The organism is Rhodococcus sp. NPDC006774 (genome assembly GCF_040636045.1).
GTDB lineage: Bacteria > Actinomycetota > Actinomycetes > Mycobacteriales > Mycobacteriaceae > Rhodococcoides.
In genome coordinates this window covers 1-25,307 of sequence record NZ_JBEYIW010000013.1, presented here as the reverse complement: position 1 = coordinate 25,307, position 25,307 = coordinate 1, and the positions used below count along the sequence as shown (strand labels likewise).

The following is a 25,307-nucleotide window of genomic DNA, read 5'->3' as shown; positions in this document are numbered from 1 at the left end:
ATTATCGGCTCACCCTCGCCGAGCCCATGTCAGGTAATTCTTGACAACTTCGCTGCCTGATGTCAGGCTTTTCCTGACACAGGAGGTCGGTCATGGATCCCATCACCCTCGCAACCGAGGCAGATATCACCGCGGCGACGCGGGCCGTCGTGACGGCAGCGGCCACCGAGGCCGGGCGCATCGCCGACGAGATCATCGGCACAGGACCCCTGCCGGGCACACCGGACTGGGAAGCCGAGCAATCGACCGATCTGCCCGCACGACGCAGCGTCGCGTGGCATCTGTTGAGTCTTCGCGTGCAAATGGCAGCGGGACTCGACGGCATCGAAACCGTTGTGGTGCTTCGAGTTCAGGGCGCAACGTGGGCGACGATCGGGACGGCCGTCGGAATGTCGCGGCAGTCGGCTCACGAGCGGTGGGGCACCCGATCGGCGGCGATTCTCGATCCCATCGGAGATGGACTGCCCGAGATCGTGCCGAAAGACAGTCCGGCCTGAGCTACAGCAGCATTCGTGCCGCGCCCGCTGCCACGGCGTCGGCCGCTCGCTGGAGTGCTGCAGAGGACAGCGACCATTGCTGCCAATAGAGCAGCACATCGTCGATTCCGTTGTCGTCGAAGCACTTCAGCGAGTCACGGGCCTGCAAATCGGGGATCATGCCCCAGCCGAAGCCGAGGTCGACAGCCCGCGCGTAGTCGGCAGAGGCCGGTACCAAATGCCTCGGGGGTTCGTGCGGTTCGATACCGAAACGCTGTAAGTAGTTGTCCTGCAACCGGTCGTCGGAATCGAACACGACCACCGGAGCGGAGCGCAAAACCTCTGCCGTCACTCCCGCGGCGAACCATCGCTCGATGAACTCCGGGGTGGCCGACGGCCGGTAGCGCATCGCGCCGAGGCGTCGGACGGTACAGCCACGAACCGGCTCGGCCACTGATGTTATTGCGGCGGAGACGATCCCGTCGTGCAGCAACTGCGCGGTGCGGTCCTGATCCTGTCGATGCAGATCGAAGGTGGTGTTGCGCGCCAGTGGAGCGAGCGCGGGCAACACCCAGGTCGCCATCGAATCCGCATTGACGGCAAGCGAAAGGGGCGCAGCAACGCCGTCGTCACCCAGTTCTGCCCGAGTCTGCTCGGTGAGAGTGTCGATCTGACGCGCCAGACGCAGCACGGCGACGCCCGACTGGGTTGCCACCACCGGCTTGCTCCGCTGAACCAGAGTCCGACCGAGCGACTGTTCCAGTGACTTGATGCGCTGGCTCACCGCGGACGGCGTCACGTGCAGCGCGCGCGCCGCGGCCTCGAATGTTCCGCCGTCGACCACTGCCCGCAGCGCTCTGAGCTGCTCGATCTCCATCAGATTAAGCTACGCTAATCATTCCTCAAATACATTCGCTGGACCTAACGGTGGTGCACTCCTAACGTTGCCGGCATGACCTCGCTCGCCGCCGCACAATCGACCCTCACCGGATTGGGCGTCGGACTCTCTCTGATTGTCGCCATCGGAGCTCAGAACGCATTCGTACTGCGTAAGGGACTACAACGCGCCCACGTAATGCCGGTGGTGGCAGTGTGCGCGTTGTCCGACGCGGTTCTCATCCTGGCCGGGGTGGCAGGAATCGGCGTTCTCGTCGACCGGTTTCCCGCCGCTCTGCGGGTCGTGACCATCCTCGGTGCACTGTTTCTTCTCGTCTACGGGCTGATGGCACTGAACCGTGCCCGCACACCGTCCGCCATGACCGCGGAGGCGCACGGTGGCGGTTCGCTGATCGCCGCCGTCGCCACGTGCCTGGCTTTGACCTGGCTCAACCCTCACGTCTACCTCGATACTGTGGTGTTCCTCGGGTCGATCGGGAACCGTCAGCCGGGTGACCTGCGGTGGTGGTTCGCCGCCGGCGCGATGCTGGGCAGCGTGCTGTGGTTCACCGCCCTGGGATACGGATCGCGGGTGCTCAGTCCACTGTTCGCGAGGCCGGCGGCGTGGCGAGTACTCGACCTCGGGATCGGCATCATGATGCTGACACTGGCGGCGCTGCTGGTGCTCGGCTGAGTCACGACACTTGACGTCCCAGCACTTGATCCGCGGTACAACGAGTGATCTGATAGTCGCGAAAGACCGACCGCACGGTCTGACAACCCTGGAGGATTTCCCGTGCCGTACTTCGGCCTGCTGATCATGCTGCTGTCGATCTTCTGTTTGATCGACGTCATCACCGCCGACGACTCCGGCATCCGCCATCTTCCGAAAATGGTGTGGCTGCTGCTCGTCATCGTTCTGCCGCTCGCCGGGTCGATTGCGTGGCTCGTCGTCGGCCGACCCGAGAACGGCGGCATCTGGGGTGGCAGCGGCATGCCTCGTACCTCGTCGGCCTACCCCGAATACGACGCACGACCCGGACGCGCCGTTGCTCAATCGCAGGAGAGCGACGAGGAATTCCTACGCCGTTGCCGCGCCCGAGCCGAGGAACAGCGCCGCATCGCCCGCGAGCAGCGCAAGAACGACTGAGCCAACATCGCTCAGTGTCCACAATTTTCGTCTGCGGACGGTTTTCCGCCTGCCGAGCCGAATTGTGGACACTCAGCCCACTACCCGACGAATAGAGAGACCATGGCCCAGTTGACGGTCTTTCCCGAACCGAACTCCGCCCTCTCCGATCCCGCCGACCTGTTTCGCGAATACCTGCGCTTCTATCGCGGCGAGTTGGTTCGGCGAATCACGGCCCTGAGCGGCGATTCCCTGACCACCACAGCCGTTCCCTCGGAGTGGACCCCACTGCAGATGCTGACCCATCTGGTGCACATGGAGCAGCGCTGGTTCGTCTGGGGATTCCTCGGCCGCGCAGTCGACGCACCGTGGGGAGACCAGAAGGACGGGTCGTGGCATGTGCCCTCCGATGTGGACGCCGACACCCTGCTGCGCAGACTCGCAGACGGTGCCCGCCTCACCGACGAGGTACTGAGCTCACATCGAATGGACGAATCGGCCAGCCTGGGTGGACGATTCACCGACGAGCAGCCGACGCTGATCTGGATCTGCTTCCACGTGCTCCAGGAATACGCCCGCCATCTCGGTCATCTCGACATCGCTGTCGAACTGGCCGGCGGACCGACCGGCGAAGAACCCGAGAGCTGACGCCTCAGACGTTCGCGTACAGATCGACGGTGGTGCCGTCGGGGTCGTGCACGACCGCATAACGCTGTCCCCAGAACGCATCCCAGGGCTGCAGGTGGCCGGTGTACCCCGCCGCGGTCACCGCTGCCCACGCCGCGTCGACCCCGTCGGGCGTCCCGCAATCGAAGGCAAGGGCGACGCGGTGTCCCCCGCTGGGCGGCGTCCACGTCGGATCGAACGAGGTGATGGTCGACGGCAGGTCGAACAACAGGCGAACGCCGCCGAGGTCGACCTCCACATGCTGCTCGGCATCGGCCTCGGCCGGAATGTCCAGTCCCAGAACGCGGTAGAACGCCAGAGCCGAGGCCATGTCGGCGACGACGATTTCGATTCCTGCGAGGCGAGGGTTCACGAGAAGAAGGCTAGACCGGTCAGCCCCAGTTCGCGGCATTCGTCAGACAGAACGGATGCCCCGACGGGTCGAGCAGCACGCGCCAGGTCTCGCCCGGCTGGTCCTCGGGCAGCGACGCACCCAGCTCCACTGCCGCACTCGCCGCTGCGTCGAGGTCCTCGACCGCGAGATCGAAGTGAAACTGCTTGCTGCAGTTGGCATTGGGCCAAGCGGGAGGCCGATAGTCGTCGATGCGACCGAATCCGAGCGCACTGCTCGGCCCCTGCAGCATCGCGTAGTCCTTCTCCGCATGGACGACGCTCCAGCCCAACAGCGACGACCAGAACGTGGCACTGACCTCGGGGTCTGCGCAGTCCAGGGTGACCATCTTCAGGGTGGCAACGGGTGTCTCGGTCATGGTGTTCTCCTCCTCGTGTCGGACCAGACTCCTACACTGACGCGCGTGCCGGATAGGAAAAACGCGACAGCCACGCAGTCCGGCGTCCTGCGACCGGATCAGTTGGCGGAGCATGTCGACCTGGTACGGCTGCCGTGTGCCCCGTCCCTCGAACCATGGGTCGAGAACTACTGGCAGCTGCGCTGGGATCTGCCGTCGGGTGTCTCCTATCGCAGTTCGACGCTCCCGCACCCGGCCTGCACGCTGAGCGTCGAACACGGTTGGACCCGCGAGGGCGTCGTCGATCCGGTGGTCGTGACGGGTGTGCTCACGCGCCGCTTCGACGTCGTCCTCGCCGAGTCCGGTTGGGTCTTCGGCGTCAAGTTCCGGCCCGGCGGCTACGCGAGTTTCACCGGAACCGTCGCACGGACCCTGCGCGACGTCTCGGTCGCGCCACCGACCCCGTTCCGGTCCGAGACCGTCGCTGCACTGGCCGAGCTGGGAGGACACCTGGATGCCGACCACTGCCGAACCGTCGTCGACTTGGTTCTCGCGCCCTACGCCGGTGACGTGGAACCGGAGTACGAGACCGTCCTGGACATCATCGCGGCGATGCTGCGCGACCGGACGCTGGTTCGCGTCGCACAGGTGGAACAGCGGTGCGGCATCGGCACTCGTCGATTGCAGCGGCTGTTCGAGCGTTATGTCGGCGCGACGCCCAAGTGGGTACTCGGGCGATATCGGATTCACGACGCCCTCAGCGAGCTCGACAGCGGCTACTCGGGTCCGCTGGCAGACCTGGCCGCGCGATACGGCTGGTTCGACCAGGCTCACTTCACTCGGGAGTTCACCGAATTGGTCGGAATGCCGCCGAGCGCCTACCAATCCTGAGTAACGCCTTCGTCACGCAATGCGACTTTTGCCGATTCGTTTGGCACAGTATCCCGCGGTGCTCGACAAGCATCGTGGTGGGGAACAGCAGCACAGAGGAAGAGTGGGCTTCAACGCATGATCAACATTCTCATCGCCGGTGGAATCGCGTTGGCGGTCTCGATTCTGTTGACTCCATTTCTCATCGCGCTGTTCACTCGGCAGGGCTTCGGCCAGGAGATTCGCGTCGAAGGTCCGGCGAGTCACCACGCCAAGCGAGGAACGCCGACGATGGGCGGCGTCGCGATCATCGTCGGCCTGTGGGCCGGTTACCTCGGCTCCCACCTGGTCACGATGGGCGGCGATGGACCGTCGGCATCGGCGCTGTTGATACTCGCTCTTGCGACCGCACTCGGTGTGGTCGGCTTTCTCGACGACTACATCAAACTCCGCATGAAGCGAAGCCTCGGCCTCAAGGCGACCGGAAAATACGTCGGGCAGATCAGTGCGGCGGTGATCTTCGCCGTGCTGGCGCTGCAGTTCCGGAATGGGAACGGGCTGACTCCGGGCAATGTCGAATTGTCGTTGGTACGCCAGTCCACCTTCTTCACCATGGCCCCGATCGTCTTCGTCCTCTTCTGCGTCTTCCTCGTCGTCGCGTGGTCCAATGCCGTCAACCTCACCGACGGGCTCGACGGCTTGGCGGCGGGGTCGATGACGCTCGTCCTCGGCGCGTACACGGTGATGACGTTCTGGCAGTACCGGCAATCCTGCGCGACCAACTCCGTCGCCGGGTGCTATCAGGTGCGCGATCCACTCGACCTCGCAGTCGTCTGCGCGGCCGCCGCGGGTGCCTGTATCGGATTCCTCTGGTGGAACGCAGCCCCGGCCAAGATCTTCATGGGCGACACCGGCTCACTCGCCCTCGGCGGACTGCTCGCCGGACTGTCGATCGTGAGCAAGACCGAACTGATCGCCCTCGTCTTCGGAGCCCTGTTCGTCGCCGAGAGTGCCTCCGTCGTCATCCAGGTCGCGTCGTTCAAGAGCACCGGCAAGCGGCCGTTCCGAATGGCACCGATCCACCACCACTTCGAACTGGCAGGCTGGGCGGAGACGACGGTCATCATCCGACTGTGGTTGTTCGCGGCCATCGCGTCGGCGCTGGGACTCGGTTTGTTCTACAGCGAGTTCCTCGCGGCCGTCGGCTGACCTCTACGATTCTGGGATGACTGACGAACTGTCTCCGGTTGCCAAGGTCGACGCTCTCGCCGCCGAGCTCGAACAACTCGATGCTCGACGCGTCGCCATCGGGGTCGAACTCGTCAACCTTCAATTCGGTCTCGACGGGGACGCCAAGATTCGCGCGACGGAGGTCTTCCACAGCGACTACCTGGGCCGGCTGTTCACCTTGGTCGACGAACTGCGCACCGACGAATAAGGCTCGTCACACAGCATCCTGATCCGAGCGCGACACCACGGTCAGGCGGAAGTCCCGCAGCGACAAGGACAATGCGGCCAACGCGGCAATCGCTACTCCACCGATCGGAAACACCAGCCACGGATCGCCGATGGTGGGGGTGAAGGTCGATGGGACAACATCACTCTCGAGAACGATCGTGGCGGAGTTCGTATCCGAATAGGGATCAACCGAGATCCCGCCGATGGCACCGCTGTACAGCGATTGGTGAAGTCCGGCGGCGCCGTCGTTGGTCTCGAAATACCGGGGCCACACCGGTGGCATGACAACGACTTCAGTGGGTTGCGGCGGCAAGTAGGTCCACGCCAGCGCAGCGCCCGATCCCAGCATTGCACCGATCACGATCAGCAACGCGAACAAATCGATCCGACTGCGTTGGCGATCCTGGACGAGACGCAGACCGGTATCGACGAGAAATGACGCCGCAACCAACCCGATTGCCAGCCCGGCACCGACGAGGTACAGGGTGATGGGAAACCAATTCGGCCGCAGATAGGCCGAACCGAAATCCGGCGCACCATCGGACGAGCCGGCAATCGCGACGTGCCAGACCACCGCTGCTGCAGCACCTGTCGAGGCACCGACTGCGGCGAGCACCGCCACGAGGCCTTTCCCTGATGGGCTGTCCACGATCGGGACTCTACCCACGAGACCCGAAGGAAACTCGGTGGCATCGGGAGAGAACGCGCGTTACGGTGTGTCGGTGAGTTCGCCCGAGGCATCCAGATCAGAGCTACCGGCACCCCGGTAGCTCGAGAAGCCAGACGCGCTCGACTACGAACCACTCGGTGAGCACCCGTGTGCCGGTCCAACTGTCCTGGACCCGTCGTACATTCGGAGCACACACATGCCACCGCTCGTATTCATGCTTGCCACTGCAGTTTTCGCCCAGGGCACTTCCGAGTTCCTTCTGGCCGGGTTGCTGCCCGATATCGCCACCGACCTGGACACCACTGTGCCCACGGCGGGGTTACTGACCTCGGCATTCGCCGTCGGCATGATCATCGGTGCCCCCACAATGGCTGTTGCCACACGGCGCCTGCCACCCCGCCTTGCCATGACTGCCTTCTTGGTTGCCTTCATCGCCGTGCACGTAATCGGCGCAACAACAACAAGTTACGAAGTGCTGTTCGTTTCCCGGATCATCGCAGCATTCGCCAACGCCGGTTTTCTTGCGGTCACCCTGGCGACGGTCACGGCGTTGGTGACCCCCGACCGGATCTCGCGCGCAGTGGCAACGATCCTTGCCGGCACAACACTTGCACTCGTTCTCGGCGTGCCGGCCGGCACGTTGGTCGGAACACTTCTCGACTGGCGCGCGGCTCTGTGGGGAACAGCTTTTCTCTCGGTGCCCGCGTTGGTCGCCGTGGCAATCGCCGCACCTGACCGTCGAACCCATCGAGCAGACGTCTCGCTGACCACCGAATGTGCTGCGCTACGGACTCCTTCGCTGATTCGCGTCCTCGCTCTGTGTGCTCTGATCAACGGTGCCACATTCTGTTCGTTCACCTACTTGGCGACGGTCGTCATCGAACGTGCAGAGTTGCGTCCGGCATCGGTTCCCCTGGTACTCGCTTTGTTCGGAGCGGGCGCTCTGTGCGGGGTGTCGGCCGCCGGGAAGTACGGGGACCGGCACACCTCCCGCATAGTGTCTATCGGCGGCCTGGCACTTCTCGGCGGCTGGTGCTGCTTCGCCCTCCTGGCCCACCTGCCGACGGCTGTTCTACTGCTTGCGTTCGTTCAGGGCGGTTTGTCGTTTGCCCTCGGAAGCACCCTGGTCAGCCAGGTGATGCGCACGGCAGTCGACGCACCGACGATGTCGGGTTCATTCGCAACAGCAAGCCTGAACATCGGTGCCGCTGCAGGCCCTGCCCTCGGCGGATGGGCTTACGCCTCCGTCCTCGGTCCGGTGGGACCACTTGCCGCCAGCGCCGTTGTGGTGGCTACGGCCCTGATCCTGCGCTCGTTGTTGACCTGAAGCTATGTTCAGGTTTTAGGCTCGTTTTCATGACATCAAACAGACCCATGCAACCGCCCGAGCGTCAACCCATCGGCTTCTGGACCGTGCGCGCCGGGGAGGCAATTCGAGCACGGATTCTCGGCGCGCTCCACGATATCGGGCTGACGCAACCCGAATGGTGGCTCCTGCACCAGATCTCGCTACATCCCGCGGGGGCCGATCGCGCCGAGACCATCGAGAAGATCGGGCACAACGACACGCCGGAAGCAATCGTCGAGGCCATCGAGTCTGCACGCGCCAAAGGTTTGGTCGTGGAATCGAATTCGCGCGTGACATTCACCCCGGAAGGTGAAGCACTGTTTCGGCGAGCAGCAGACGTTCAACAAATGCTGCAGGACGAACGAATGCAGGGAATAGGCCAGGACGAGTTCGTCACCACCATTCGAGTCCTGCAACGAACGATCCAGAACGTCGGAGGTGACGCCTGGCATTGGTGACGATCAGGCGCGTCGGCCCACGTGTGCGAGCACTCGTCGGTATCTCGACCATGTCGGTCGTCTGCTCGGCGTCGATCGCCTTCTATGCCGCTGAGCAACTAGCATTTTATCGGAGTCATCGAGCCCTGGCCGCTCTTCGAGATCATGGTCGTACTACCGGGCGTCGCTTCTCGGTGCCGTGGTCGGTCTCGGAGTGCTGGTTCGTCCGTCGACACGGAAGCTTCCATCTGGTCTCATGGCCATCGGACACATAGCGGCCAGCGCCGGTGGAGTCGCCGTCACCATTCGCGCTCGTATATCGTTCGCGAACAGCAATCCTAGGATCAGGGTTTCCTACGCGCCCTCGAAATCAGCACGCCTGCAACGAAACCGAACGCTGCGCCCAGAACGGGCAAACCGACGACGAGGGTGGCCAGCTGCCCGGGCATACCCAGGAACTCCGAGTACTGCGAATTGCCTGCGACGAATGCGTAGTTCACTCGACGCGGCGCATCGGCCCACAGGACGATACCGATAGAGGCGATGAGCCCGAGTGAGAAGCCGATCAGGATCGAGACCTTACGCATCCGAGCGGGCTTCGCGGGCCGCTGCTGCGAATGCGGCCATACTCGGGAACTTCATGTCGACACTGTATTCCCCGGATGGCTCCGGCGTTGCTCCCCATCCGGGACGATCGTGCCGCCGATCGATCCACACCGAGGCGATGCCGTGCCGCTTCGCCGGTACGTGATCGTGGAACAGGCTCTGCGCAACATGGAGTAGTCGAGATCGTGGGGCACCCAGCGTCTCGAGAACTCCGTCGAGCGCATCGAAGTGGTTGTCGGCCGGCTTGTAGGCCTTGACATCCTCGGCGGTGACGATGGCGTCGAACTGCACGCCGAGCCGACGATTGCTACCTGCGAAGCCGTCGCGGTGCACATTGGAGAGGATGACGAGCTTGTAGCTCTCCCCGAGGGACGACAACGCGTCGGCCGAATCCTCGAATGCCGGCCAGTCCGAAACGGAAGCCCCGAGCTTGTCCGCCCACTCGGCCGAGACCGGTATTCCCAGCGTGCCACCGGTCCGCGCGAAGGCTTCGGCAAGTATCCGAGGGTACAGGTCCGAGGGCGAATCCCGCTGCGCCTGAGACTCGTTGACACCGTACGCCGACAACAGCTCGTCGTCGGACAACGGCGAGCCGGCCTGCTGCGCCCATGGCCTGAGCACGTCGAGGATACCGGCTTCCCAATCGATCAACGTTCCGTAGCAATCGAAGCTCAGGACGTCGTAGTCGGCGAGATTCATGTGGTTTGGTCTCCTTGCGAAAACTCGATGGCGGCCGACTGCTCGTGCCGATACCGTCTGCAGATCATGAACAGCCTACCGCCCGTCATCTGCTCTCGCTTGTCCGGCCGTCGATGTGCGCGCTGACCGACCGGGAATCAAACCTACTGCGCAACAATGTATATCGGGTAGCTCACCGTGGGCCTGTCGTGGGAAACATCGGGCACTTCAACCTCCCTGCAGTGGCGTCACGCCCCGGCTAGAATTCCAGCGAGCCGACTCGAACGATGACGAAGGGCAGCCCCATGAGCATCGACAGTGACAGCATCGGCGTAGTCGACGAGGTATCCGCGCTGCTGTTCGAGAGAGCCGACACCGGCGATGCGGGCAGGGACCTGACCTCGCGGGTTCGAGAGTTGTGACACGGATTCTGTTGCGCCCCGCCGAGGAGTCCGACGCCGACTTCTTATTCTCTATGGCATCGAACCCTGAGGTCGTCCGTTGGGTCGGAGACGGAAAGCCCTGGAGTAGAGACCATTTCGATCGCCGATTCACGCAGGCACTGAGCGCGACGGGCAGCCAACGGCCGGATGTGCAGCAGTGGTTCATCGGCACCGACGAGGATCGACACCCCGTCGGCTTGCTCAGCCTGATCAGACGATCCGACCACATCGAGGTCGGGTACTGGGTGCATCCGGAGCACTGGGGTCACCGATACGCAGGCGAGATGCTCCTCCACGCGCAGGAGCACGCGGCCGCGCTTCCACTGGCGGCGCAGGTGTACCGGGCGAACACGGCCTCCCGCCGGGTGCTCGAGCGTGCCGGGTTCACACTCGTCGACGACGGTGAGCCCATGATCTTTCGGTCTCCTCCGGTGCCATGATGTGCGGCTCACCACCGCCGATTCGGGCGGGGTCGAGTACTGGTGCGTCCGGTCGTGACGCCGCGCACCATCGGTCGTGTCAGAAACTCGTGCGGAAACCCGAGGTCTACAGCGCTGACTGCATGTAGCTTGTCGAGCTGGGATTCGTCGAAGACCACATCGAGAGCAGAGATGTTCTGCCTCAACTGTTCAACGGTCCGAGCCCCGATCAGAGAGCTGGTGACCGACGGATTCCGAAGCGTCCATGCCAGCGCCACCTGCGCAGCGGACACACCGAGTTCGTGTGCGACGTCGACGACTACTTTCGCGATGTCGAGGCCCCGTATGGTCAGCGTTCCGTTTGCCTTCGCGTGATCACGACGGGTTCCTGATGGGCTGTCGGAACCGGCCGTGGCAAGGTCCGCGGCAGAGTACTTACCCGTCAGCACTCCACCGCCGAGCGGAGCCCAAGGAATCACACCGAGTCCCAGATCGGCTGCCATAGGGAGTAATTCTCGCTCGGTAGTTCGCTCGATCAGGCTGTATTCCACCTGAAGTGACGCAAAAGACGGCCATCCACGAAGCTCTGCGGTGGTGTTCATACGAGCGACTTCCCACGCTGGAGTATCCGAAACACCCAGATACAGAACCTTTCCCGAGCGGACGAGTTCGCCGAGCGATGCGATGATCTCGTCACTCGGCGTCATTCCGTCCCACGCGTGCAAATACAGCAGGTCGATGTAATCGGTACCGAGGTTCTTCAGGCTCGCTTCGACGGACCCGCGAAGACTCTTTCTCCCGCCCCCACCGGCATTCGGATCCGGCGGATCACGCGTCGCCGCGTATTTCGTCGCGACGACGACCGAATCGCGACGGCCACGGAGAAACCGGCCCAGGTACCGCTCCGATTGGCCGTCGGTGTAAATGTTGGCAGTGTCGACCATGTTTCCGCCCGCGTCGAGGTAGGCGTCGAAGATTCTCCTCGAGTCGTCCTCGTCCGCACCCCAGCCCCAGGCATCGCCGAATGTCATGGCTCCCAGCGACAATGGTGATACTCGCAGACCGGAGCGTCCCAGCAGTCGGTACTCGTCCATGCGCGTCATAGATTGTTCCTCTCGTTCACGGTTCACTCCAGCTCACAGTCCCGGTCTCGTCTGGCAACGGGAAGGGCGTGATCATCCTGGGAAGGGCGGTACCAGGCTGATCACGCTGGAGTGGCCTACCCTGAAGCGGGTGAGTACGCGGCTGGGTCGAGACGAACTGGCGGCATTTCTGCGTGCCCGACGCGAGGCACTCGTCCCGTCGGATGTCGGTCTGCCGCCACGAATCGGGGCTTCACGTACACCTGGTTTGCGACGCGAGGAGGTCGCTGCGCTGGCTGGGGTGAGCGTCGACTATCTCGTTCGACTCGAGCAGGCGAGGGATGTTCGACCATCCGCTCAGGTGGTTCGGTCACTGTCGAATGCGTTGAAGCTGTCGTCCGATCAGACCGGCTACCTGTTCACGCTCGCCGGACACCGGGCACCCGAGCGGGCCACTGCCCAGCAGATTCCCACCGGAATCCATCAGTTGCTCGGCGATATCGCCCCGCTGCCGGCGATGGTGCTCAATCACCGACTCGACATCCTGGCGGCGAACGAAACAATGGCCGCGCTTCTGCTCGACATCGACGACCGTCCGGCCTCGGAACGCAACGTTCTGCGAATGTGTTTCCTGGACAAACGATTCGACGGATTCTACGAGGCACGTGACGACGTCGTCCGGGGCGCAGTAGCCGACCTACGTGCCGCGTGGGTGAACCACTCACACGACGAAGTGCTCGCCGCCTTGATCGACGAGCTCGAACGAGGGAGTAGCGAGTTCTCCCGGTTCTGGCAGTCTCGGGAAGTGGCCGTTCGGAACCGGGGTGACAAACCGATGCGACATCCGCTCGTCGGGCCGGTGACCGTGACATTCGATGTTCTCACGCCACTCGGAGACCCGGACCTGCGGTTGATCGTCTACCGACCCGCGGACGCGCGATCTCGTTCTGCGCTGAATGAACTCGGTCGGCTGCGACGACGACGTGGCGAGCGGCATCTGCGCACCATCTGAATCCGACCTTTCGCGACACGGAAAGTCGAGACTCCATCGGTGCCGTGCTCCTATCGTTTTGGGCAGAACAAAGGAAGGTCATCGGCACATGCTCGAACGATGGAACGCAGCGCTCGACTACATCGAGAGCAATCTCGACCGCGAGATCGATCCGACCGAGCTCGCTCGGATCACCCTCACATCGGAATATCACTTTCGACGCGTCTTCTCGGCACTCGCCGGGCTACCGCTGTCGCACTACATCCGACAACGGCGAATGACGCTGGCAGCAGCGGATATTCTCGACGGACAGGGCGTACTCGACGTTGCGACGAAGTACGGATACACCGCAGACGCATTCACCCGCGCCTTCCGAGACCTGCACGGCATCACACCATCTCGAGCACGCCGACCCGGAGCCGTCCTGCGTTCCAGACAAGCAGTGACATTTCACCTGACCATCGAAGGACGAAGCACCATGCGATACCGCATCACCGAACTGCCGGCGTTCCATATCGTCGGCAGAACCACCCGAATCCCACTCCGGTTCCACGGCGAGAACACCGCCATGACCGAATTCCATCGACACCTGACACCGGGCACCGGCGAACAACTGCGCGAACTAGCCGACCTGCCCGAACTCCCCGACATTCTCTTCGTCAGCGACGGCTTCGAGCCCGAACGCGAAGACGGCAGTCTCTTCGACTACTACTTCGCCGTTGCAAGCACCGTGCCTGGAACACCCGATTGGGACACCCGTGCAGTGCCCGCATCGACCTGGGCAGTATTCGAGACAAGCAGCGACACCGCACTCGCGCCCGCACTGCAACAACTCTGGGCCGACGCCTTCAGCGAATGGTTCCCCTCCAACCCCTACGAAACAATCCCGGGACCGGAGATCCTGACCGTCACCGAAACCTCCCCCGACTGGACCTCGGGAGCGGGAGAACTCTGGATTCCAGTCCAACGAAGTCGATAGCCGTCCTTCACTCCTCCCCCTGCCGTCGCGGCCAGCCATGGCTACTCAATGTGACATCCAGTGGCCTTTTTGGGGGTCAATGTCACATCGAGTGGACCGGAAGAGGTGTCAGGCGATCGATTGGCCGTAGACGTGTGTGACCGAGATGGTCACCAGTACTCGTCGGTCGGCGACCATTACTGCTCGGTATTCGTTCCAATCGGGGTGCTCACCGGCGGCGGCGCGGAAGTAGTCCACCAGGGCATCGACTTCGCGGCTGTCGGGTGACGATCCCGGGCCGGTGAGGGTGACGGTTCCCTCCGCCGTCGCCCATGCTGTGCCGTCGGCGCTGGTCACTTCGAGCGCGGCACGAGGGTCTCGGCGTAGATTCGTCGTTTTCGCTCGCCCTTCGGTGACCGAGATCGTGATGGTGCCGGCTTCCCGGTCGTAGAACGGCGTCACCGGTGATAGCTGCGGCATTCCGCTCGCTTTGATGGTGGCCAGCACGCCGATTCGGCTCTGCTCGAGAAGCGCATGTGGATCGTAGGTGCTTCCGGTCATGGAGTCCCCTTTTGGTAGTCGAAACAAGCATGCACGAACTTCAGCAGGGAACGCCGTCGACGAGGCGTTTGTTCCGTTCCGACCTCACGGTTGTCTGTCGTCGAACAGCTCCGCCGCGTACGCCCCGATTGCTCGACGGTATCTCCCCAAGGCCGGGTCTGCGGCATGCAGTGCGTTCCGCAGAGCCTGTGCACCGTCGCCCTTGTCCCAGAGTGCGAGTGCCACGAAAGCATCTCGCGCAGAGGAGTATTGGTTTGAGAACTCGAACTCCTCCAGCATTGCCAATGCGTCGTCCTGTCGACCCACGTTGCGGAGCGAACTCGCCAGTTGAATCCGAGCCTGGTTCTCCCTGTCGATATCGAGCCCGTGGGACAACGACGCCTCGTACAGCGGAACTGCCGCGGATTCTTCGCCCAAGAAGTCCTCCAGGCAAGCTCGCTCGAACAATGCACGGGCGTCAGAACACTCTGAGGCTGAAAGCAATTGGTCGATCTGGATCCGCATACGAACGGGGTCTGTATCGTCCGCGTCGCGCCAGAATGCGGCAATTCGATCTTCCCAACTCAGCATGGAATCGATCGTCCACGATGCCACGGCCCGACGCCACCGCTGTATCTCGGCACTTGCATTGTCCTTCGCGACACAAGAAACGTAGTCCGGAGAATCGACGAGGCCGACTCCCCGACGTAGCGATGACACTCGACAACTATCGAGCTGCCAAGAATTCGATTCGATTGCCCACGCCGTCGCGGGTATGGAACCGCCGTCGACCCGGGATCTCCTCGGGATCGGCCCACTTCACCGGGTAGCCGGCAGACGTCAACGCTGCAGCAGTCGCATCGACATCGACCACGAAGGCCGGGTGCGCCTTCAGCGCCGGGCGAAAGTCGTCCTCGATGCCGATGTGTACCTCACCATCGGGACCGCCCACTCCCGGCACGCGAAACCAACAGCCGCCGCGGACGGCCAACGGTGGCGGCTTCGCGATCTCCTGCCAGCCGAGAGCACCCGAGTAGAACTCGCGCTCGCGGTCTTCGCCGCCCGCCGGACAGGCGACCTGCACGTGGTGAATCATCGAACGAACGTACCGCCATCTCGATTGACACGCCGGTGAACGGTAGGCAAACGTATGGGCATGCAACTGAGATTTCTGGCCGGCATCTCGACGGCCTTCGCATTCAAGCTCCTGCTGATGCGAGCGCTGACACTCAAGCTGCAGCGAGACATCGAAGCACTGAACAACGGCGACTACCGCCCGCTACTGTCGTCATTCCACCGAGACGCCGTGCTCAAGTTCGCCGATGGAGACAGCCGCTGGTCGGGCACGCACCGCGGCCGCCCGGCCATCGAAAAATTCTTCCAGGACTTCGTCGCTGCCGGAATCAAAGGCCAGATCACGGAAATCTACAGCGGCGGCGCACCCTGGCGTATGACGCTGCTCGCCCGCTTCGACGACCAAGCCCACGCAGCCGACGGCACCCAGATCTACAGCAACCGCACAGTGCTCCTGGTCCGCACGAGTTGGGGAAAAATCATCTCGCAAGAAGACTTCTTCGAGGACACCACCCGCCTCGACGCATTCGAGAAGAAACTGCGGCAACTCTAGATCCGCCGGGCCAATCGACTCGGCGGACCACTTCGGCTGGTACTCAATGTGACATTCAGTGGCCTTTTCGACGGTCAATGTCACATCGAGTGGACTCCGGGGTCGGATGGGGCGGGGCGGCGATAGGTCACCTGTGGGTAATTGTCGGCATTCGTGACGCTGGCGTGCACGTTGTATACCGTGCGCACCAGGTCTTCGGTGATCACTTCGTTCGGGGTTCCCGATGCCACGATGGCGCCGTTGTTCAGCACGATGATGCGGTTGCAGAACATCGCGGCGAGGTTGAGGTCGTGGAGGGCGATGTAGCTGCTCAGGGGTAGGCCTGCGACGAGGGTGAGGATGTCGAGTTGGTGTTGGATGTCGAGGTGATTGGTCGGCTCGTCGAGCAGTAGTTCGGTGGGTTGTTGGGCGAGGGCTCGGGCGATCTGGACTCGTTGGCGTTCGCCGCCGGAGAGGGTGTGCCATCGTCGGGTGGCTTTCGACGCCATGGCGGTGTCGGCGAGTGCCTGCGCTATCGCCGCGTCGTCGTCGGCTGCGTCGCCGCCGAGGATGCCGTGGTGGGGGATGCGGCCGAGACGGACGACGTCGCGGACACTGATGTCGACGTCGGTGTCGGAGTGTTGGTCGACCATCGCCACGCGTCTGGCGATGCGGCGTCGACGCAGTGTTCGCAGGTTGTCTCCGTCGAGCAGCACGTCGCCGCTGTCGGGGGCGACGATGCCGGCGAGGATTCGCAGTAGCGAGGATTTGCCCGAGCCGTTGGGGCCGATCAGGCCGATGGTCTCGCCGGGTTCCGGCGCGAAGCTGATGCCGTCGAGGATCGGGTGTCCACCGCGGGTCCATCGAATGTCTCTGGCGTGCAGTGTCATCGGGACCTCCGTAGCCGGAAGAGAATGAGCGCGAAGGCCGGCACGCCGATCAGAGCGGTGACCACTCCGACAGGAATTTCCTGTGGTGCGAACACAGTTCGGGCGATGGTGTCGACCCAGACCATGAAGATTGCGCCCATCACCACCGTCGTCGGGAGCAGTCTTCGGTGGCGCGCGCCGACGAGGAAGCGGGCGGCATGCGGAAGTACCAGTCCTACGAATCCGATGGCTCCGGCGGCACTGACCAGAGCGGCCGTGATCAGTGCGGTGATGACCAGCAACAGGATTCGCACATACTTCACCGGAACGCCGAGGGACGCGGCGGCGTCGTGCCCGAAGGTGAAGGCATCGAGGGCCGAGGTGTTGAACAGGCACACCACCATTCCCAGCAGTGCGACACCGCCGCACAATGCCACGTCTGTCCAGTCGGCGCCGCTCAGGGAGCCGAGCAACCAGAACAGCACCCCGCGGGTTTGTTCGGCATCGGCCGAGGAGATGACGATGAACGACGTGAGAGCCGAGAACAGTTGCGTCCCTGCTACTCCCGCGAGTACGACGCGGTCGTTTCCGCCGCCCGCACCTGCGGCGAGCAGCATCACCAGGACGAACGACAGCAGTGCTCCGGCAAAAGCTCCGGTGGACAGCGACAGTGCGCCGCCGCCCACACCGAGCACCGCGACGGAGACGGCACCGGTGGATGCGCCCGACGAGATACCCAACACGAACGGGTCGGCCAGGGGATTGCGCAACAGCGATTGCATGATGGCTCCACACAGAGCGAGGCCTGCACCGCAGATGGCAGCGAGCAGCGTTCGGGGCAACCTCAACTGCCAGACGATGCCGTCCTCGATGCGACTCACTCCGGCGGTGCCGATCCCGATGTGCCCCAGTATCACTCGATACACATCGGATACCGACACACTGGCCGGGCCGATCGTCACGGCCACGCCGATCGAGAGCACCAACACCACGAAGCCACCGAGCAGCAGCGGGATCAGCAACCCGCGATCGGTCCGGCTCATGGGGTGGTCAGTCCCCAATTCTGCAGCGCTGCGGCAACTTTCTCGACCCCGTCGATCGTGCGGATCGACGGGTTGAGGTCAGCACCGTTGACGACGATGTACCGCTTGTCCTCGACGGCGGTGAGCCGACTGGTGACGGAGTTCGATTCCAGGAAGGCAATCTTGCTGTCGAGAGCATCACCGGCGATGCTCCGTCGACTCAGATCGGCGAGCACGAGCGCGGTGGGATCGCGATCGAGAACACTCTCCCAATTGACCTGCGGCCATTCGTCGGTGGTGTCGGCGTAGATGTTCTGGGCACCGACGGATCCGGTGATGATGCCCGACGACCCACAGCATCCGGCCATGTACGGGGTGTCGGTGTCGGCGAACCAGTACGCCAGCGTCACCCCCGAGGCGTCGACGGCTCCTGATGCCGTCGCGAAGCGATCCTGCAGCTCGCCGACGAAGCGTTCGCCGCGATCACGCACGTCGAAGATGGCTGCGAGGTCGCGAATTTCCTGGTACACGGTCTCGATTTCGAGCGGTGATGTACGCGCACCGTCGGAGTTGACGCTGTCGTCGGTCTTGCCGTTGCAGTCGGTGGGAGAGAGATAGCTCGGCACACCGAGCTGCTCGAACTGGTCCCTGTCGGCGACGCCTCCCGGCCCGAGGGTGCCGCCGAACGACGCGGAGACGAAGTCGGGCTCGGCGTCCAGGACCACCTCCAGAGAGGGCTTGTTGTCCGCCAACCTGGGGACCTTGGCGTTCTCCGATTCGAGGTTCGCGCGGACGGGATCGGTCCAGGTGGCGGTGCCGACCATGCGGTCGGCGAGGCCGAGTGAGAGCAGAATTTCCGTCGAACCCTGATTCAGCGACACTGCCCGCTGCGGCGGGGCGTCGACGACGACGTCGCGGCCGCAGTTCTCGATGGTCAGCGGATAGTCTCCGGTGGTCGGGGTGGCCGCGTCGGTGGTCGCGGTGGACGAACAACCGGCGAGAACGAGGATCGAGACCGCGCCTAGGACGGCGAGTGTGATGCGCATCGTGAGGAGCTTCCTGCTGAGGGCTCGTGTCGCGGAGCCGCGGGTGGAGGTGGATCGCGACGTCCGAGCATTCGGACTTCGAGCTCTCACTCGTCACCGTTGCGCGCCAGCCCCGGAATTGCACCGGATTCCCTCGTTCGTCGCTCGCTGACCCTATCGTGCGGGGCACCTCGAGGGTCAGCGTGCCGCTGCTGTCACCGGCTCCTGGGCATAGCTGCGCGGAAAGGTCCTGCGCGCCACGATGACAACCACCAGCGCTGCGGCCACCAGCGCCGTTGCAGCTGCGGTGACGGCCACGATGCCGCTGAGGTCGATCACCACACCGCCCACCAGAGCACCGGTCGCGATCGCCAACTGGAAGGCAACGACATAGATCGCCGACGCCTTGTCCGCATCGGCCGGGGCCGCTCTGACCACTGCCGATTGGATGCACACCGGGAGGGTGGTGAATGCCAGTCCCCATAGGGCGATCGCACCGACGGCGAACACGGCCCAGCTACCGGGCGCTCCGCTCAGAGTGCACCAGAGAATCGCCACTGCCGCTGCGACCGCACCCAGGGCCCCGATGGTCGAGTGTCGGGGCCACCGGTCGTAGGTTCTGCCGATCACCCAGATGCCGATCACCCCGAACAGTCCGTACAGCATCAACATCAGAGTCAGGGTGGTACCCGCCGATCCGATGGCACGGTCGACGATCACCGAGAAGTAGGTGTACGCGGCGAAATGACCGAGGACGGCCAGAAACGTCACTCCACACAGAACGGCCAGGGTGCCGTCGAGCACCCGCGGTGTCTTCTTCGTCTCCGAAGCCGCCCGGGTGACCGGCAGTGCCGGGAGGACGAAGTACAACGCCACGGCGATCGCTGCGGCAACGACGCCGAGAATCGTTGCTGCCGTGCGCCATCCGAACCACTGGCCCAGTGCGGCAGTGAGTGGATTGCCGGCCACCAGCGCCAGCGACGTACCGGCGTACACCGTGGCGATCGCCTTGCCCTGCTTGCCGGGTAGCGCGAGCGACGCCGCGACCGGGGCGACGACGGCCCAGAAGACTCCGTGTGTTGCCGCACAGAGCATTCGGGAGATCACCAACATCGGATATCCGACGGATACCGCCGAGAGGAGTTGCGAGAGTGCCAGTGCAGCAACGGTGATGACGACGACGCGACGTCGGGGCCAGTCGCGCACGAACCGGATCAACGGCATCGTCATCACCGCGACGCCGTACGCGTAGAAGGTCAGCAGCAGACCCACGGCGGATTCGCCGACACCGAGGTCCCCGGAGATCTCGGGGAGCAACCCCACCGGCAGCGTTTCCGCCGTGACGTAGATGAATGCGGCTGCGGCGAGCACCAGCAGCTTCGGTAGCGGCGAAGACATGTTGTGTATCGTTACACACGGTCCGTGCGGCGCGCTACAGTGGCCCGGTGAACACTCGGGTGACCATGGCTGACGTCGCAGCGTCCGCAGGCGTTTCCACCATGAGCGTCTCGTACACCTACAACCGACCGAGCCGGGTTTCGGCGGCCACACGCGATCGCGTGCACGAGGCAGCAGCCACCCTCGGTTACGCCGGTCCCAACCGCACCGCGCGGTCACTGCGCAGCGGCAGGCACAACAGCATCGGTGTCGTCCTCGGCGAGAAACTCACCTATGCATTCGAGGATCCCCAGGCTCGACGCTTTCTGTCCGGTATCGCCGAAGCGTGTCTCGACGCCGACACCGCGCTGGTGATGCTGCCGAACCTGCACCGCGACACCGACAACGCACGCATCAGGGACGCACAGGTCGACGGGTACGTCGTGTGGACCACCGAGATCGACGACCCCCTGCTCGACGTGCTCGTCGACACCGGCCGCCCGACGTGCATCCAGGGTGGGCCCGACCACCCCGGACTGAACTGGATCGCCATCGACGACAGAGCGGCAGCCGACGCCGTGGCCACGACCGCGTTGAACAGCCGATCTCGACCTGCCATCGTCGCCCTCAGACCCGATACCCGACGCGAATCGACGATCGTGCGTGGCGCGGACGCGTCGGACATCTCGATGCCGGTGACCCGAGCGCGGCTCGCAGGCTACCGAGACGCATGCCTGCGATCGGGGATCGACTGGTCGACGGTACCGACACTGTTCACCACCGACAACGCCCGCGCAGAAGGCGACCGAGCAGCGCGACTGTTGTTGCAGGACAATGCCGTCGACACACTGCTCGTGATGAGCGACGAACTTGCCCTCGGGGTACTCGATGCTGCGACCGTGTCCGGAATCGACATTCCGGGGCGACTGGCCGTCACCGGGTGGGACGACTCCCCCGCCGCAGCCGAAGCCGGATTGACCACCGTCGCGCAGTCGCTGTTCGATCAGGGGCGGTCGGCGGCCCGGTGGGTGCTCGGACTCAGCGACAGTGTGGACGACGCGATCTGGAGAATCGAAGAACGAATATCGACAGGTCGCACAAACGGCACACAAACCGAGAACACCGTGATCTAATAGTCCATAAAAAGGGGATGTTCCCTGTTTATGGCGTCTAACCGGACTCTTGGGCTAGTATCACTCGTGGCTATCCGGCCATGAGGGGGAACAATGAGCCGAGAGCACGACACGCCGCCCCGTCATGTCGCAGCCGTGTCCGGAACAGCAGCCCAACACGACGCGCTGACCGGCCTCCCGAACCGCATCGAGATCCTTGCCCTCATCACCACCGAGCTCGACCGACGCACCCCTGACCGCCAGTTCAGCGTCCTGCTGGTCGACATCGACGGATTCCGAGAATTCAACGACGCCCTCGGCCCCGCCCAAGGCGATGACCTGCTGTGCATGATCGCCGACCGACTCCTTGCCTCCACCCGGCCCGGCGACACCATCGGCCGACTCACCGGCGACGAATTCGTCGTCATCGCACGAGGCTGCCACTCCATCGCCGCGCGCGCCATGGCCGCCGGATTCACGAGCATCTTCGAGCCCGCCTTCGAGCTCGGCGGCCACCAACTCACCCTCACCGCCAGCGTCGGAGTCGCCTCCAGCACCGACACCGACATCAGCGCCACCCAACTGGTCCACAACGCCGCCGCAGCCATGCACGCCGCCAAAGCCGTCGGACGCAACGAACACCACGTCTTCACCGACGAGCTCCACCAGACCAACCGCACCCGACTCGAACTCATCGAACGACTACGCGGCATCGCCATGGTCGAGCGCGAACTGACGATGGTCTACCAACCCATCGTCGAACTCGCGACAGGAACGGTCGTCGGGGCCGAAGCACTCATTCGATGGAACCACCCCGAACTCGGCCTACTGATGCCCGACACCTTCATCCCCCTCGCCGAGGACGCCGACCTCATCGTCCCGCTGAGCCTGTGGATACTCGCCGAGGTCGCGCACACGATCGCCGACTGGCAGGCCCGCAACATCCACCTCCAGGTGGGCGTCAACATCAGCCCCGCCCACTTCGCCACAGGAACCCTCGCCACCGACGTCATCGACACCGTCGACACCTACGGCATCGAACCCGGACGGCTCGCACTCGAACTCTCCGAATCACAGACACTCCACGACCTCGACGCCGTCCACTACCAACTCCGCGACGTCCAACGCCACGGCGTCCTCATCGCCATCGACGACTTCGGCTCCGGCTTCTCCTCCCTCGAACGACTCGCCACCCTCCCCGTCGACATCCTCAAGATCGACAAATCACTCACCCAACACCTCGACAGCGACAACCTGCACCGACGCCGCGCCATGACCACGCTCTGCACCGCCCTCGTCGACGTCACCACCACCCTCGGCAAGGACACCGTCATCGAGGGAATCGAGACACCGGAACAACTCCAGATCTGCACCGACATGGGCGTAACCTTCGGCCAAGGACACCTACTCGGACGCCCCATGCCCGTCGCGGCACTCGAACAATTCATCACCCGACACAGCACCCACAGCGAATCCGCTTAACCCGAGGAACCGAACGTGAAGATCGACAACGAAGTCCAACGCTTCACCGACGCACCCCGAGCCCAACTCTCCACCATCAACCCCGACGGCACACCGCACCTCGTACCGATCGTCTTCGCCGTCGCGCCCACCGGCGACCGCATCTTCACCGCCATCGACTGGAAACCCAAAACAACCCGAAAACTCCAGCGACTCGACAACATCCGCGCCGACCCCGCCGTCAGCCTCATCGTCGACCACTACACCGACGACTGGTCCCAACTCTGGTGGATCCGCGCAGACGGATCCGCCCACATCGTCGAATCCTCCAGCACCGAAGGCACATCGGCCACCGACGCCTTGGTCGCGAAATACAGTCAATACAGAAACAACAGACCCGAGGGTCCAGTCATCATCATCGACAAACTGTCCTGGAGATCCTGGTCGGCTTCCTGACCCCGCCCCCTGCCCCCGCTTTGACCACTCAATGTGACCTTCAGTGGCCTTTTCGCCCGTCAATGGCACATCGAGTGGACTGCGGGTAGGTGGAAGTGCGGCGAAATTCGTTGGCAAGTCGGGTGCACTGTTGACACACTGCTGACCATGCTCGACGTGCCTCCCGATCGGATTGTCACCGACCGACTCGTCATTCGTCGCGAATCGGTCGACGATGCGGTTGCCATTGCCGACGCGATCGATCGCAATCTCGTTCGCCTCGTGCCCTGGATGGGTTGGGCGACCGAAGAAGCCACACAGCCTTCGGCACAATTAGCTCGTATCGCCGAGGCCGTCGAGCAGTGGGATGCCGGGGAGATGTTCGATTATGGAATTTTCGACCACGACGGCGGTGCGTTTCTGGGCAAAATCGGGATGCATCGCCGAATCGGCCCGCACGGAATCGAATTGGGTTACTGGCTCGATGCCCAGGCGGAGGGACGTGGAGTGATCAGCGAGGCCGTCGCTGCCCTCATACAGGAGGCCTTGAAACTGGACGGGATCCGCCGAGTCGAAATTCATTGTGATGCAGCAAATCTCAGAAGCCAGGCCGTACCCAGGCGGCTTGGATTCGTTCTGGACAGGATCGAGCATCAACCGATCGCAGCTGTTTCAGAGACCGGCGAGCACATGGTCTGGGTGTATCAGCCCGACCGACGATAAGCCTGATCTGCTCGCGGCCGAACCGTGACGTTCGGTCGCGGTCGCGCCTTGGCCTGCTCGTAGCGCGCCCGAAGGTCGGACAGCACGCGTTCCGGATCGTCTCGAATATCGCTCGGCAGATGTGTCACCACGATGAGGCCGGCGTTCTGCGCTCGTTCACGACGCTCCACCGTCGCCCTGTGCGCCGCGGGCGAGAGGTGGTACTCCAGCGAATCGATCTCCCAATCCAATGCGACGTCATCGAGCCAATTGTCGGCGATCAACAGGAACTTTCCCCGCTCGTCGTGGACGACCACATTGTGTTGCATCGCCGGAAGTCCGCTGCGCGCGTACAGCTTCTGCGCCTGGGCTTCTGCAACGGAATGCGCGCCGGCCGCCAACTCCCGCAGCACCCGTCGCGGCATCGCCGTCCCACGTGTACTGCCGGCGTCGAGCTCCTTGATGATCGCGTCCACGGTGGCCGCGCCTCGCTGCACGACGCTTGCAATCAGCGCCAGGCACTGCTCGGCATTCTTCATCCGCCGAACTGCATCGCACAAGCACCGAACGATCGGCGCGACGCGGAGCCCCGACCTGATCTCCGCCGTGGGCATTCGCCACGTTCGCTCCACCACTGCGAAGCTCACGGACTTGCGATGTTGCGGCTCGGGAATCAGTGCAAATGTCTCCTCCAGCGAGCCCGACGTACCGAATCCATGCAACGCCAACCCTGCCCGACCACTGATGAGAGCATCTTTGCCGCAGTAGATCGCCACCGCGGTGGCGCGTTCCATCGGCGTCAGCGAGCGGTTCTTCAAGAACACCAACCCAGGCAGCGCCCGTGACCAGCTGCCGTCCGGCTGAGTGCGTCGAACAATGGTCTTCGACGCCACCCCGAGTTCGAGTAGATGCGCTGTCCTCATGAAGCCGCGATCCGACGCAGCCGCGATTACCTTCGCGTCGACTCGTGCTCCACCCCGCTTCATAACCAAGATGATGCACAGTCCGCACACCCCGAATCCATCACGACGACGGGAAACCAATTGCCCTGTGGACAACTCACGCCCTGTGGACAAACTGCCGACCCTCGTGCGCCGAGGCGACGCTGCACCACGATCCAATGCCCCGAAGATTCGCTGCCCGCACTCGATTCCAGGTCCACTCGATGTGCCATTGACTGCCGAAAAGGCCACTGAACGTCACATTGGGGACTGTCTGAATAACGGTGGATCCGGTCCTTGGTTCGACACGCCGAGCTGAGCTTGGCGGGAAGGATCGATGATGACCGAAACACTGGATCCC

The 25,307-nt window shown here is 63.6% G+C and carries 32 protein-coding genes and 1 riboswitch; of the genes, 17 read left to right on the top strand and 15 right to left on the bottom strand.

Annotated elements, in window-relative coordinates; genetic code table 11:
* Window positions 1-92: 92 nt before the first annotated feature.
* Window positions 93-497, top strand: coding sequence for a hypothetical protein (locus ABZ677_RS19115; protein WP_037195412.1), 405 nt, complete (start codon window positions 93-95; stop codon window positions 495-497).
* Between the two features lies 1 nt (window position 498).
* On the opposite strand, the gene ABZ677_RS19110 is transcribed toward ABZ677_RS19115, so the two are convergent.
* Entirely contained in the window at window positions 499-1,353 is an 855-nt protein-coding gene (locus ABZ677_RS19110; RefSeq protein WP_358372158.1) for a LysR family transcriptional regulator ArgP, read from the bottom strand.
* 75 nt (window positions 1,354-1,428) lie between these two features.
* Between ABZ677_RS19110 and ABZ677_RS19105 the strand changes: the two genes are divergently transcribed.
* The 3 genes from ABZ677_RS19105 to ABZ677_RS19095 all read left to right on the top strand — a co-directional run bounded on the left by ABZ677_RS19105 (window position 1,429) and on the right by ABZ677_RS19095 (window position 3,129).
* Complete coding sequence (locus ABZ677_RS19105; protein ID WP_358372155.1) at window positions 1,429-2,046, top strand: LysE/ArgO family amino acid transporter; 618 nt, start codon at window positions 1,429-1,431, stop codon at window positions 2,044-2,046.
* A gap of 102 nt (window positions 2,047-2,148) precedes the next feature.
* Entirely contained in the window at window positions 2,149-2,502 is a 354-nt protein-coding gene (locus ABZ677_RS19100) for a PLD nuclease N-terminal domain-containing protein (protein WP_358372152.1), read from the top strand.
* Window positions 2,503-2,604: 102 nt separating this feature from the next.
* Window positions 2,605-3,129, top strand: coding sequence for a DUF664 domain-containing protein (locus ABZ677_RS19095; protein WP_037195406.1), 525 nt, complete (start codon window positions 2,605-2,607; stop codon window positions 3,127-3,129).
* Between the two features lie 4 nt (window positions 3,130-3,133).
* Here the strand turns inward: ABZ677_RS19095 and ABZ677_RS19090 are convergent, their stop codons facing one another.
* Both ABZ677_RS19090 and ABZ677_RS19085 read right to left on the bottom strand, forming a co-directional pair.
* Window positions 3,134-3,520: a VOC family protein gene (locus ABZ677_RS19090; protein ID WP_094740536.1), complete on the bottom strand. Its 387-nt coding sequence runs from the start codon at window positions 3,518-3,520 to the stop codon at window positions 3,134-3,136.
* 19 nt (window positions 3,521-3,539) lie between these two features.
* Window positions 3,540-3,917 carry a VOC family protein gene (locus ABZ677_RS19085; protein ID WP_358372148.1) on the bottom strand — a complete coding sequence of 126 codons (378 nt, stop codon included), beginning with the start codon at window positions 3,915-3,917 and terminating at the stop codon, window positions 3,540-3,542.
* Window positions 3,918-3,962: 45 nt separating this feature from the next.
* Between ABZ677_RS19085 and ABZ677_RS19080 the strand changes: the two genes are divergently transcribed.
* The 3 genes from ABZ677_RS19080 to ABZ677_RS19070 all read left to right on the top strand — a co-directional run bounded on the left by ABZ677_RS19080 (window position 3,963) and on the right by ABZ677_RS19070 (window position 6,204).
* The gene (locus ABZ677_RS19080; RefSeq protein WP_358372145.1) at window positions 3,963-4,787 is read left to right on the top strand and encodes a helix-turn-helix transcriptional regulator; all 825 of its coding nucleotides are present in this window, start codon (window positions 3,963-3,965) and stop codon (window positions 4,785-4,787) included.
* A 117-nt stretch (window positions 4,788-4,904) separates the two neighbouring features.
* Window positions 4,905-5,975: a phospho-N-acetylmuramoyl-pentapeptide-transferase gene (gene mraY / locus ABZ677_RS19075; protein WP_032397044.1), complete on the top strand. Its 1,071-nt coding sequence runs from the start codon at window positions 4,905-4,907 to the stop codon at window positions 5,973-5,975.
* A 16-nt stretch (window positions 5,976-5,991) separates the two neighbouring features.
* Window positions 5,992-6,204 (top strand): hypothetical protein, encoded by a 213-nt coding sequence (locus ABZ677_RS19070; protein WP_037195400.1) that lies wholly within the window; start codon window positions 5,992-5,994, stop codon window positions 6,202-6,204.
* A 6-nt stretch (window positions 6,205-6,210) separates the two neighbouring features.
* On the opposite strand, the gene ABZ677_RS19065 is transcribed toward ABZ677_RS19070, so the two are convergent.
* The gene (locus ABZ677_RS19065) at window positions 6,211-6,873 is read right to left on the bottom strand and encodes a hypothetical protein (RefSeq protein WP_358372141.1); all 663 of its coding nucleotides are present in this window, start codon (window positions 6,871-6,873) and stop codon (window positions 6,211-6,213) included.
* 217 nt (window positions 6,874-7,090) lie between these two features.
* Between ABZ677_RS19065 and ABZ677_RS19060 the strand changes: the two genes are divergently transcribed.
* Together ABZ677_RS19060 and ABZ677_RS19055 are read left to right on the top strand one after the other, a co-directional pair.
* Window positions 7,091-8,221 (top strand): Cmx/CmrA family chloramphenicol efflux MFS transporter, encoded by a 1,131-nt coding sequence (locus ABZ677_RS19060; RefSeq protein ID WP_358372138.1) that lies wholly within the window; start codon window positions 7,091-7,093, stop codon window positions 8,219-8,221.
* A 29-nt stretch (window positions 8,222-8,250) separates the two neighbouring features.
* Window positions 8,251-8,700, top strand: coding sequence for a MarR family winged helix-turn-helix transcriptional regulator (locus ABZ677_RS19055; RefSeq protein WP_358372135.1), 450 nt, complete (start codon window positions 8,251-8,253; stop codon window positions 8,698-8,700).
* A 323-nt stretch (window positions 8,701-9,023) separates the two neighbouring features.
* Here the strand turns inward: ABZ677_RS19055 and ABZ677_RS19050 are convergent, their stop codons facing one another.
* A complete protein-coding gene (locus ABZ677_RS19050) occupies window positions 9,024-9,266 on the bottom strand; it encodes a hypothetical protein (RefSeq protein WP_358372133.1) in 243 nt (80 codons plus the stop codon).
* On the bottom strand, window positions 9,259-9,984 hold the full coding sequence (locus ABZ677_RS19045; protein ID WP_094740531.1) for an HAD-IA family hydrolase: 726 nt from the start codon (window positions 9,982-9,984) through the stop codon (window positions 9,259-9,261). The genes ABZ677_RS19050 and ABZ677_RS19045 overlap by 8 nt, the downstream gene beginning before the upstream one ends.
* 397 nt (window positions 9,985-10,381) lie before the next feature.
* Here ABZ677_RS19045 and ABZ677_RS19040 point away from each other — a divergent pair, with 397 nt between their 5' ends.
* Window positions 10,382-10,846: a GNAT family N-acetyltransferase gene (locus tag ABZ677_RS19040; RefSeq protein WP_358372130.1), complete on the top strand. Its 465-nt coding sequence runs from the start codon at window positions 10,382-10,384 to the stop codon at window positions 10,844-10,846.
* A gap of 8 nt (window positions 10,847-10,854) precedes the next feature.
* Here the strand turns inward: ABZ677_RS19040 and ABZ677_RS19035 are convergent, their stop codons facing one another.
* On the bottom strand, window positions 10,855-11,928 hold the full coding sequence (locus ABZ677_RS19035) for an aldo/keto reductase (RefSeq protein ID WP_358372128.1): 1,074 nt from the start codon (window positions 11,926-11,928) through the stop codon (window positions 10,855-10,857).
* A 130-nt stretch (window positions 11,929-12,058) separates the two neighbouring features.
* Between ABZ677_RS19035 and ABZ677_RS19030 the strand changes: the two genes are divergently transcribed.
* Together ABZ677_RS19030 and ABZ677_RS19025 are read left to right on the top strand one after the other, a co-directional pair.
* Entirely contained in the window at window positions 12,059-12,919 is an 861-nt protein-coding gene (locus ABZ677_RS19030; protein WP_358372125.1) for a helix-turn-helix transcriptional regulator, read from the top strand.
* An 88-nt stretch (window positions 12,920-13,007) separates the two neighbouring features.
* Window positions 13,008-13,877 carry an AraC family transcriptional regulator gene (locus ABZ677_RS19025; protein WP_358372122.1) on the top strand — a complete coding sequence of 290 codons (870 nt, stop codon included), beginning with the start codon at window positions 13,008-13,010 and terminating at the stop codon, window positions 13,875-13,877.
* 108 nt (window positions 13,878-13,985) lie between these two features.
* Here ABZ677_RS19025 and ABZ677_RS19020 read toward each other — a convergent pair whose 3' ends face one another.
* From ABZ677_RS19020 to ABZ677_RS19010, 3 genes are all read right to left on the bottom strand, one after another.
* Window positions 13,986-14,417 carry a PPOX class F420-dependent oxidoreductase gene (locus ABZ677_RS19020; RefSeq protein ID WP_358372119.1) on the bottom strand — a complete coding sequence of 144 codons (432 nt, stop codon included), beginning with the start codon at window positions 14,415-14,417 and terminating at the stop codon, window positions 13,986-13,988.
* An 84-nt stretch (window positions 14,418-14,501) separates the two neighbouring features.
* Window positions 14,502-14,921: a tetratricopeptide repeat protein gene (locus ABZ677_RS19015; protein ID WP_358372392.1), complete on the bottom strand. Its 420-nt coding sequence runs from the start codon at window positions 14,919-14,921 to the stop codon at window positions 14,502-14,504.
* A 202-nt stretch (window positions 14,922-15,123) separates the two neighbouring features.
* Window positions 15,124-15,492: a glyoxalase gene (locus ABZ677_RS19010; RefSeq protein ID WP_358372116.1), complete on the bottom strand. Its 369-nt coding sequence runs from the start codon at window positions 15,490-15,492 to the stop codon at window positions 15,124-15,126.
* Between the two features lie 60 nt (window positions 15,493-15,552).
* Between ABZ677_RS19010 and ABZ677_RS19005 the strand changes: the two genes are divergently transcribed.
* The gene (locus ABZ677_RS19005; RefSeq protein ID WP_170945853.1) at window positions 15,553-16,023 is read left to right on the top strand and encodes a nuclear transport factor 2 family protein; all 471 of its coding nucleotides are present in this window, start codon (window positions 15,553-15,555) and stop codon (window positions 16,021-16,023) included.
* Window positions 16,024-16,103: 80 nt separating this feature from the next.
* Here the strand turns inward: ABZ677_RS19005 and ABZ677_RS19000 are convergent, their stop codons facing one another.
* The 4 genes from ABZ677_RS19000 to ABZ677_RS18985 form a co-directional block, all read right to left on the bottom strand.
* A complete protein-coding gene (locus ABZ677_RS19000; protein ID WP_037195374.1) occupies window positions 16,104-16,892 on the bottom strand; it encodes an ABC transporter ATP-binding protein in 789 nt (262 codons plus the stop codon).
* The gene (locus ABZ677_RS18995) at window positions 16,889-17,914 is read right to left on the bottom strand and encodes an iron chelate uptake ABC transporter family permease subunit (protein ID WP_037195372.1); all 1,026 of its coding nucleotides are present in this window, start codon (window positions 17,912-17,914) and stop codon (window positions 16,889-16,891) included. The genes ABZ677_RS19000 and ABZ677_RS18995 overlap by 4 nt, the downstream gene beginning before the upstream one ends.
* Window positions 17,911-18,939: an ABC transporter substrate-binding protein gene (locus ABZ677_RS18990; RefSeq protein ID WP_358372112.1), complete on the bottom strand. Its 1,029-nt coding sequence runs from the start codon at window positions 18,937-18,939 to the stop codon at window positions 17,911-17,913. The genes ABZ677_RS18995 and ABZ677_RS18990 overlap by 4 nt, the downstream gene beginning before the upstream one ends.
* Window positions 18,940-19,006: 67 nt before the next feature.
* A riboswitch (cobalamin riboswitch) is annotated at window positions 19,007-19,071 on the bottom strand.
* A 45-nt stretch (window positions 19,072-19,116) separates the two neighbouring features.
* Entirely contained in the window at window positions 19,117-20,316 is a 1,200-nt protein-coding gene (locus ABZ677_RS18985) for an MFS transporter (protein ID WP_358372109.1), read from the bottom strand.
* 47 nt (window positions 20,317-20,363) lie between these two features.
* Here ABZ677_RS18985 and ABZ677_RS18980 point away from each other — a divergent pair, with 47 nt between their 5' ends.
* The 4 genes from ABZ677_RS18980 (at window position 20,364) to ABZ677_RS18965 (ending at window position 24,026) form a co-directional block, all read left to right on the top strand.
* Window positions 20,364-21,428, top strand: coding sequence for a LacI family DNA-binding transcriptional regulator (locus ABZ677_RS18980; RefSeq protein WP_358372106.1), 1,065 nt, complete (start codon window positions 20,364-20,366; stop codon window positions 21,426-21,428).
* A 93-nt stretch (window positions 21,429-21,521) separates the two neighbouring features.
* The gene (locus tag ABZ677_RS18975; RefSeq protein WP_358372103.1) at window positions 21,522-22,889 is read left to right on the top strand and encodes a bifunctional diguanylate cyclase/phosphodiesterase; all 1,368 of its coding nucleotides are present in this window, start codon (window positions 21,522-21,524) and stop codon (window positions 22,887-22,889) included.
* A 15-nt stretch (window positions 22,890-22,904) separates the two neighbouring features.
* Complete coding sequence (locus ABZ677_RS18970) at window positions 22,905-23,324, top strand: TIGR03668 family PPOX class F420-dependent oxidoreductase (protein ID WP_037195366.1); 420 nt, start codon at window positions 22,905-22,907, stop codon at window positions 23,322-23,324.
* A gap of 147 nt (window positions 23,325-23,471) precedes the next feature.
* Window positions 23,472-24,026, top strand: coding sequence for a GNAT family N-acetyltransferase (locus tag ABZ677_RS18965; RefSeq protein WP_358372100.1), 555 nt, complete (start codon window positions 23,472-23,474; stop codon window positions 24,024-24,026).
* On the opposite strand, the gene ABZ677_RS18960 is transcribed toward ABZ677_RS18965, so the two are convergent.
* Window positions 24,008-24,991 carry a hypothetical protein gene (locus ABZ677_RS18960; RefSeq protein ID WP_358372097.1) on the bottom strand — a complete coding sequence of 328 codons (984 nt, stop codon included), beginning with the start codon at window positions 24,989-24,991 and terminating at the stop codon, window positions 24,008-24,010. The genes ABZ677_RS18965 and ABZ677_RS18960 overlap by 19 nt on opposite strands.
* Window positions 24,992-25,307 lie beyond the last annotated feature (316 nt).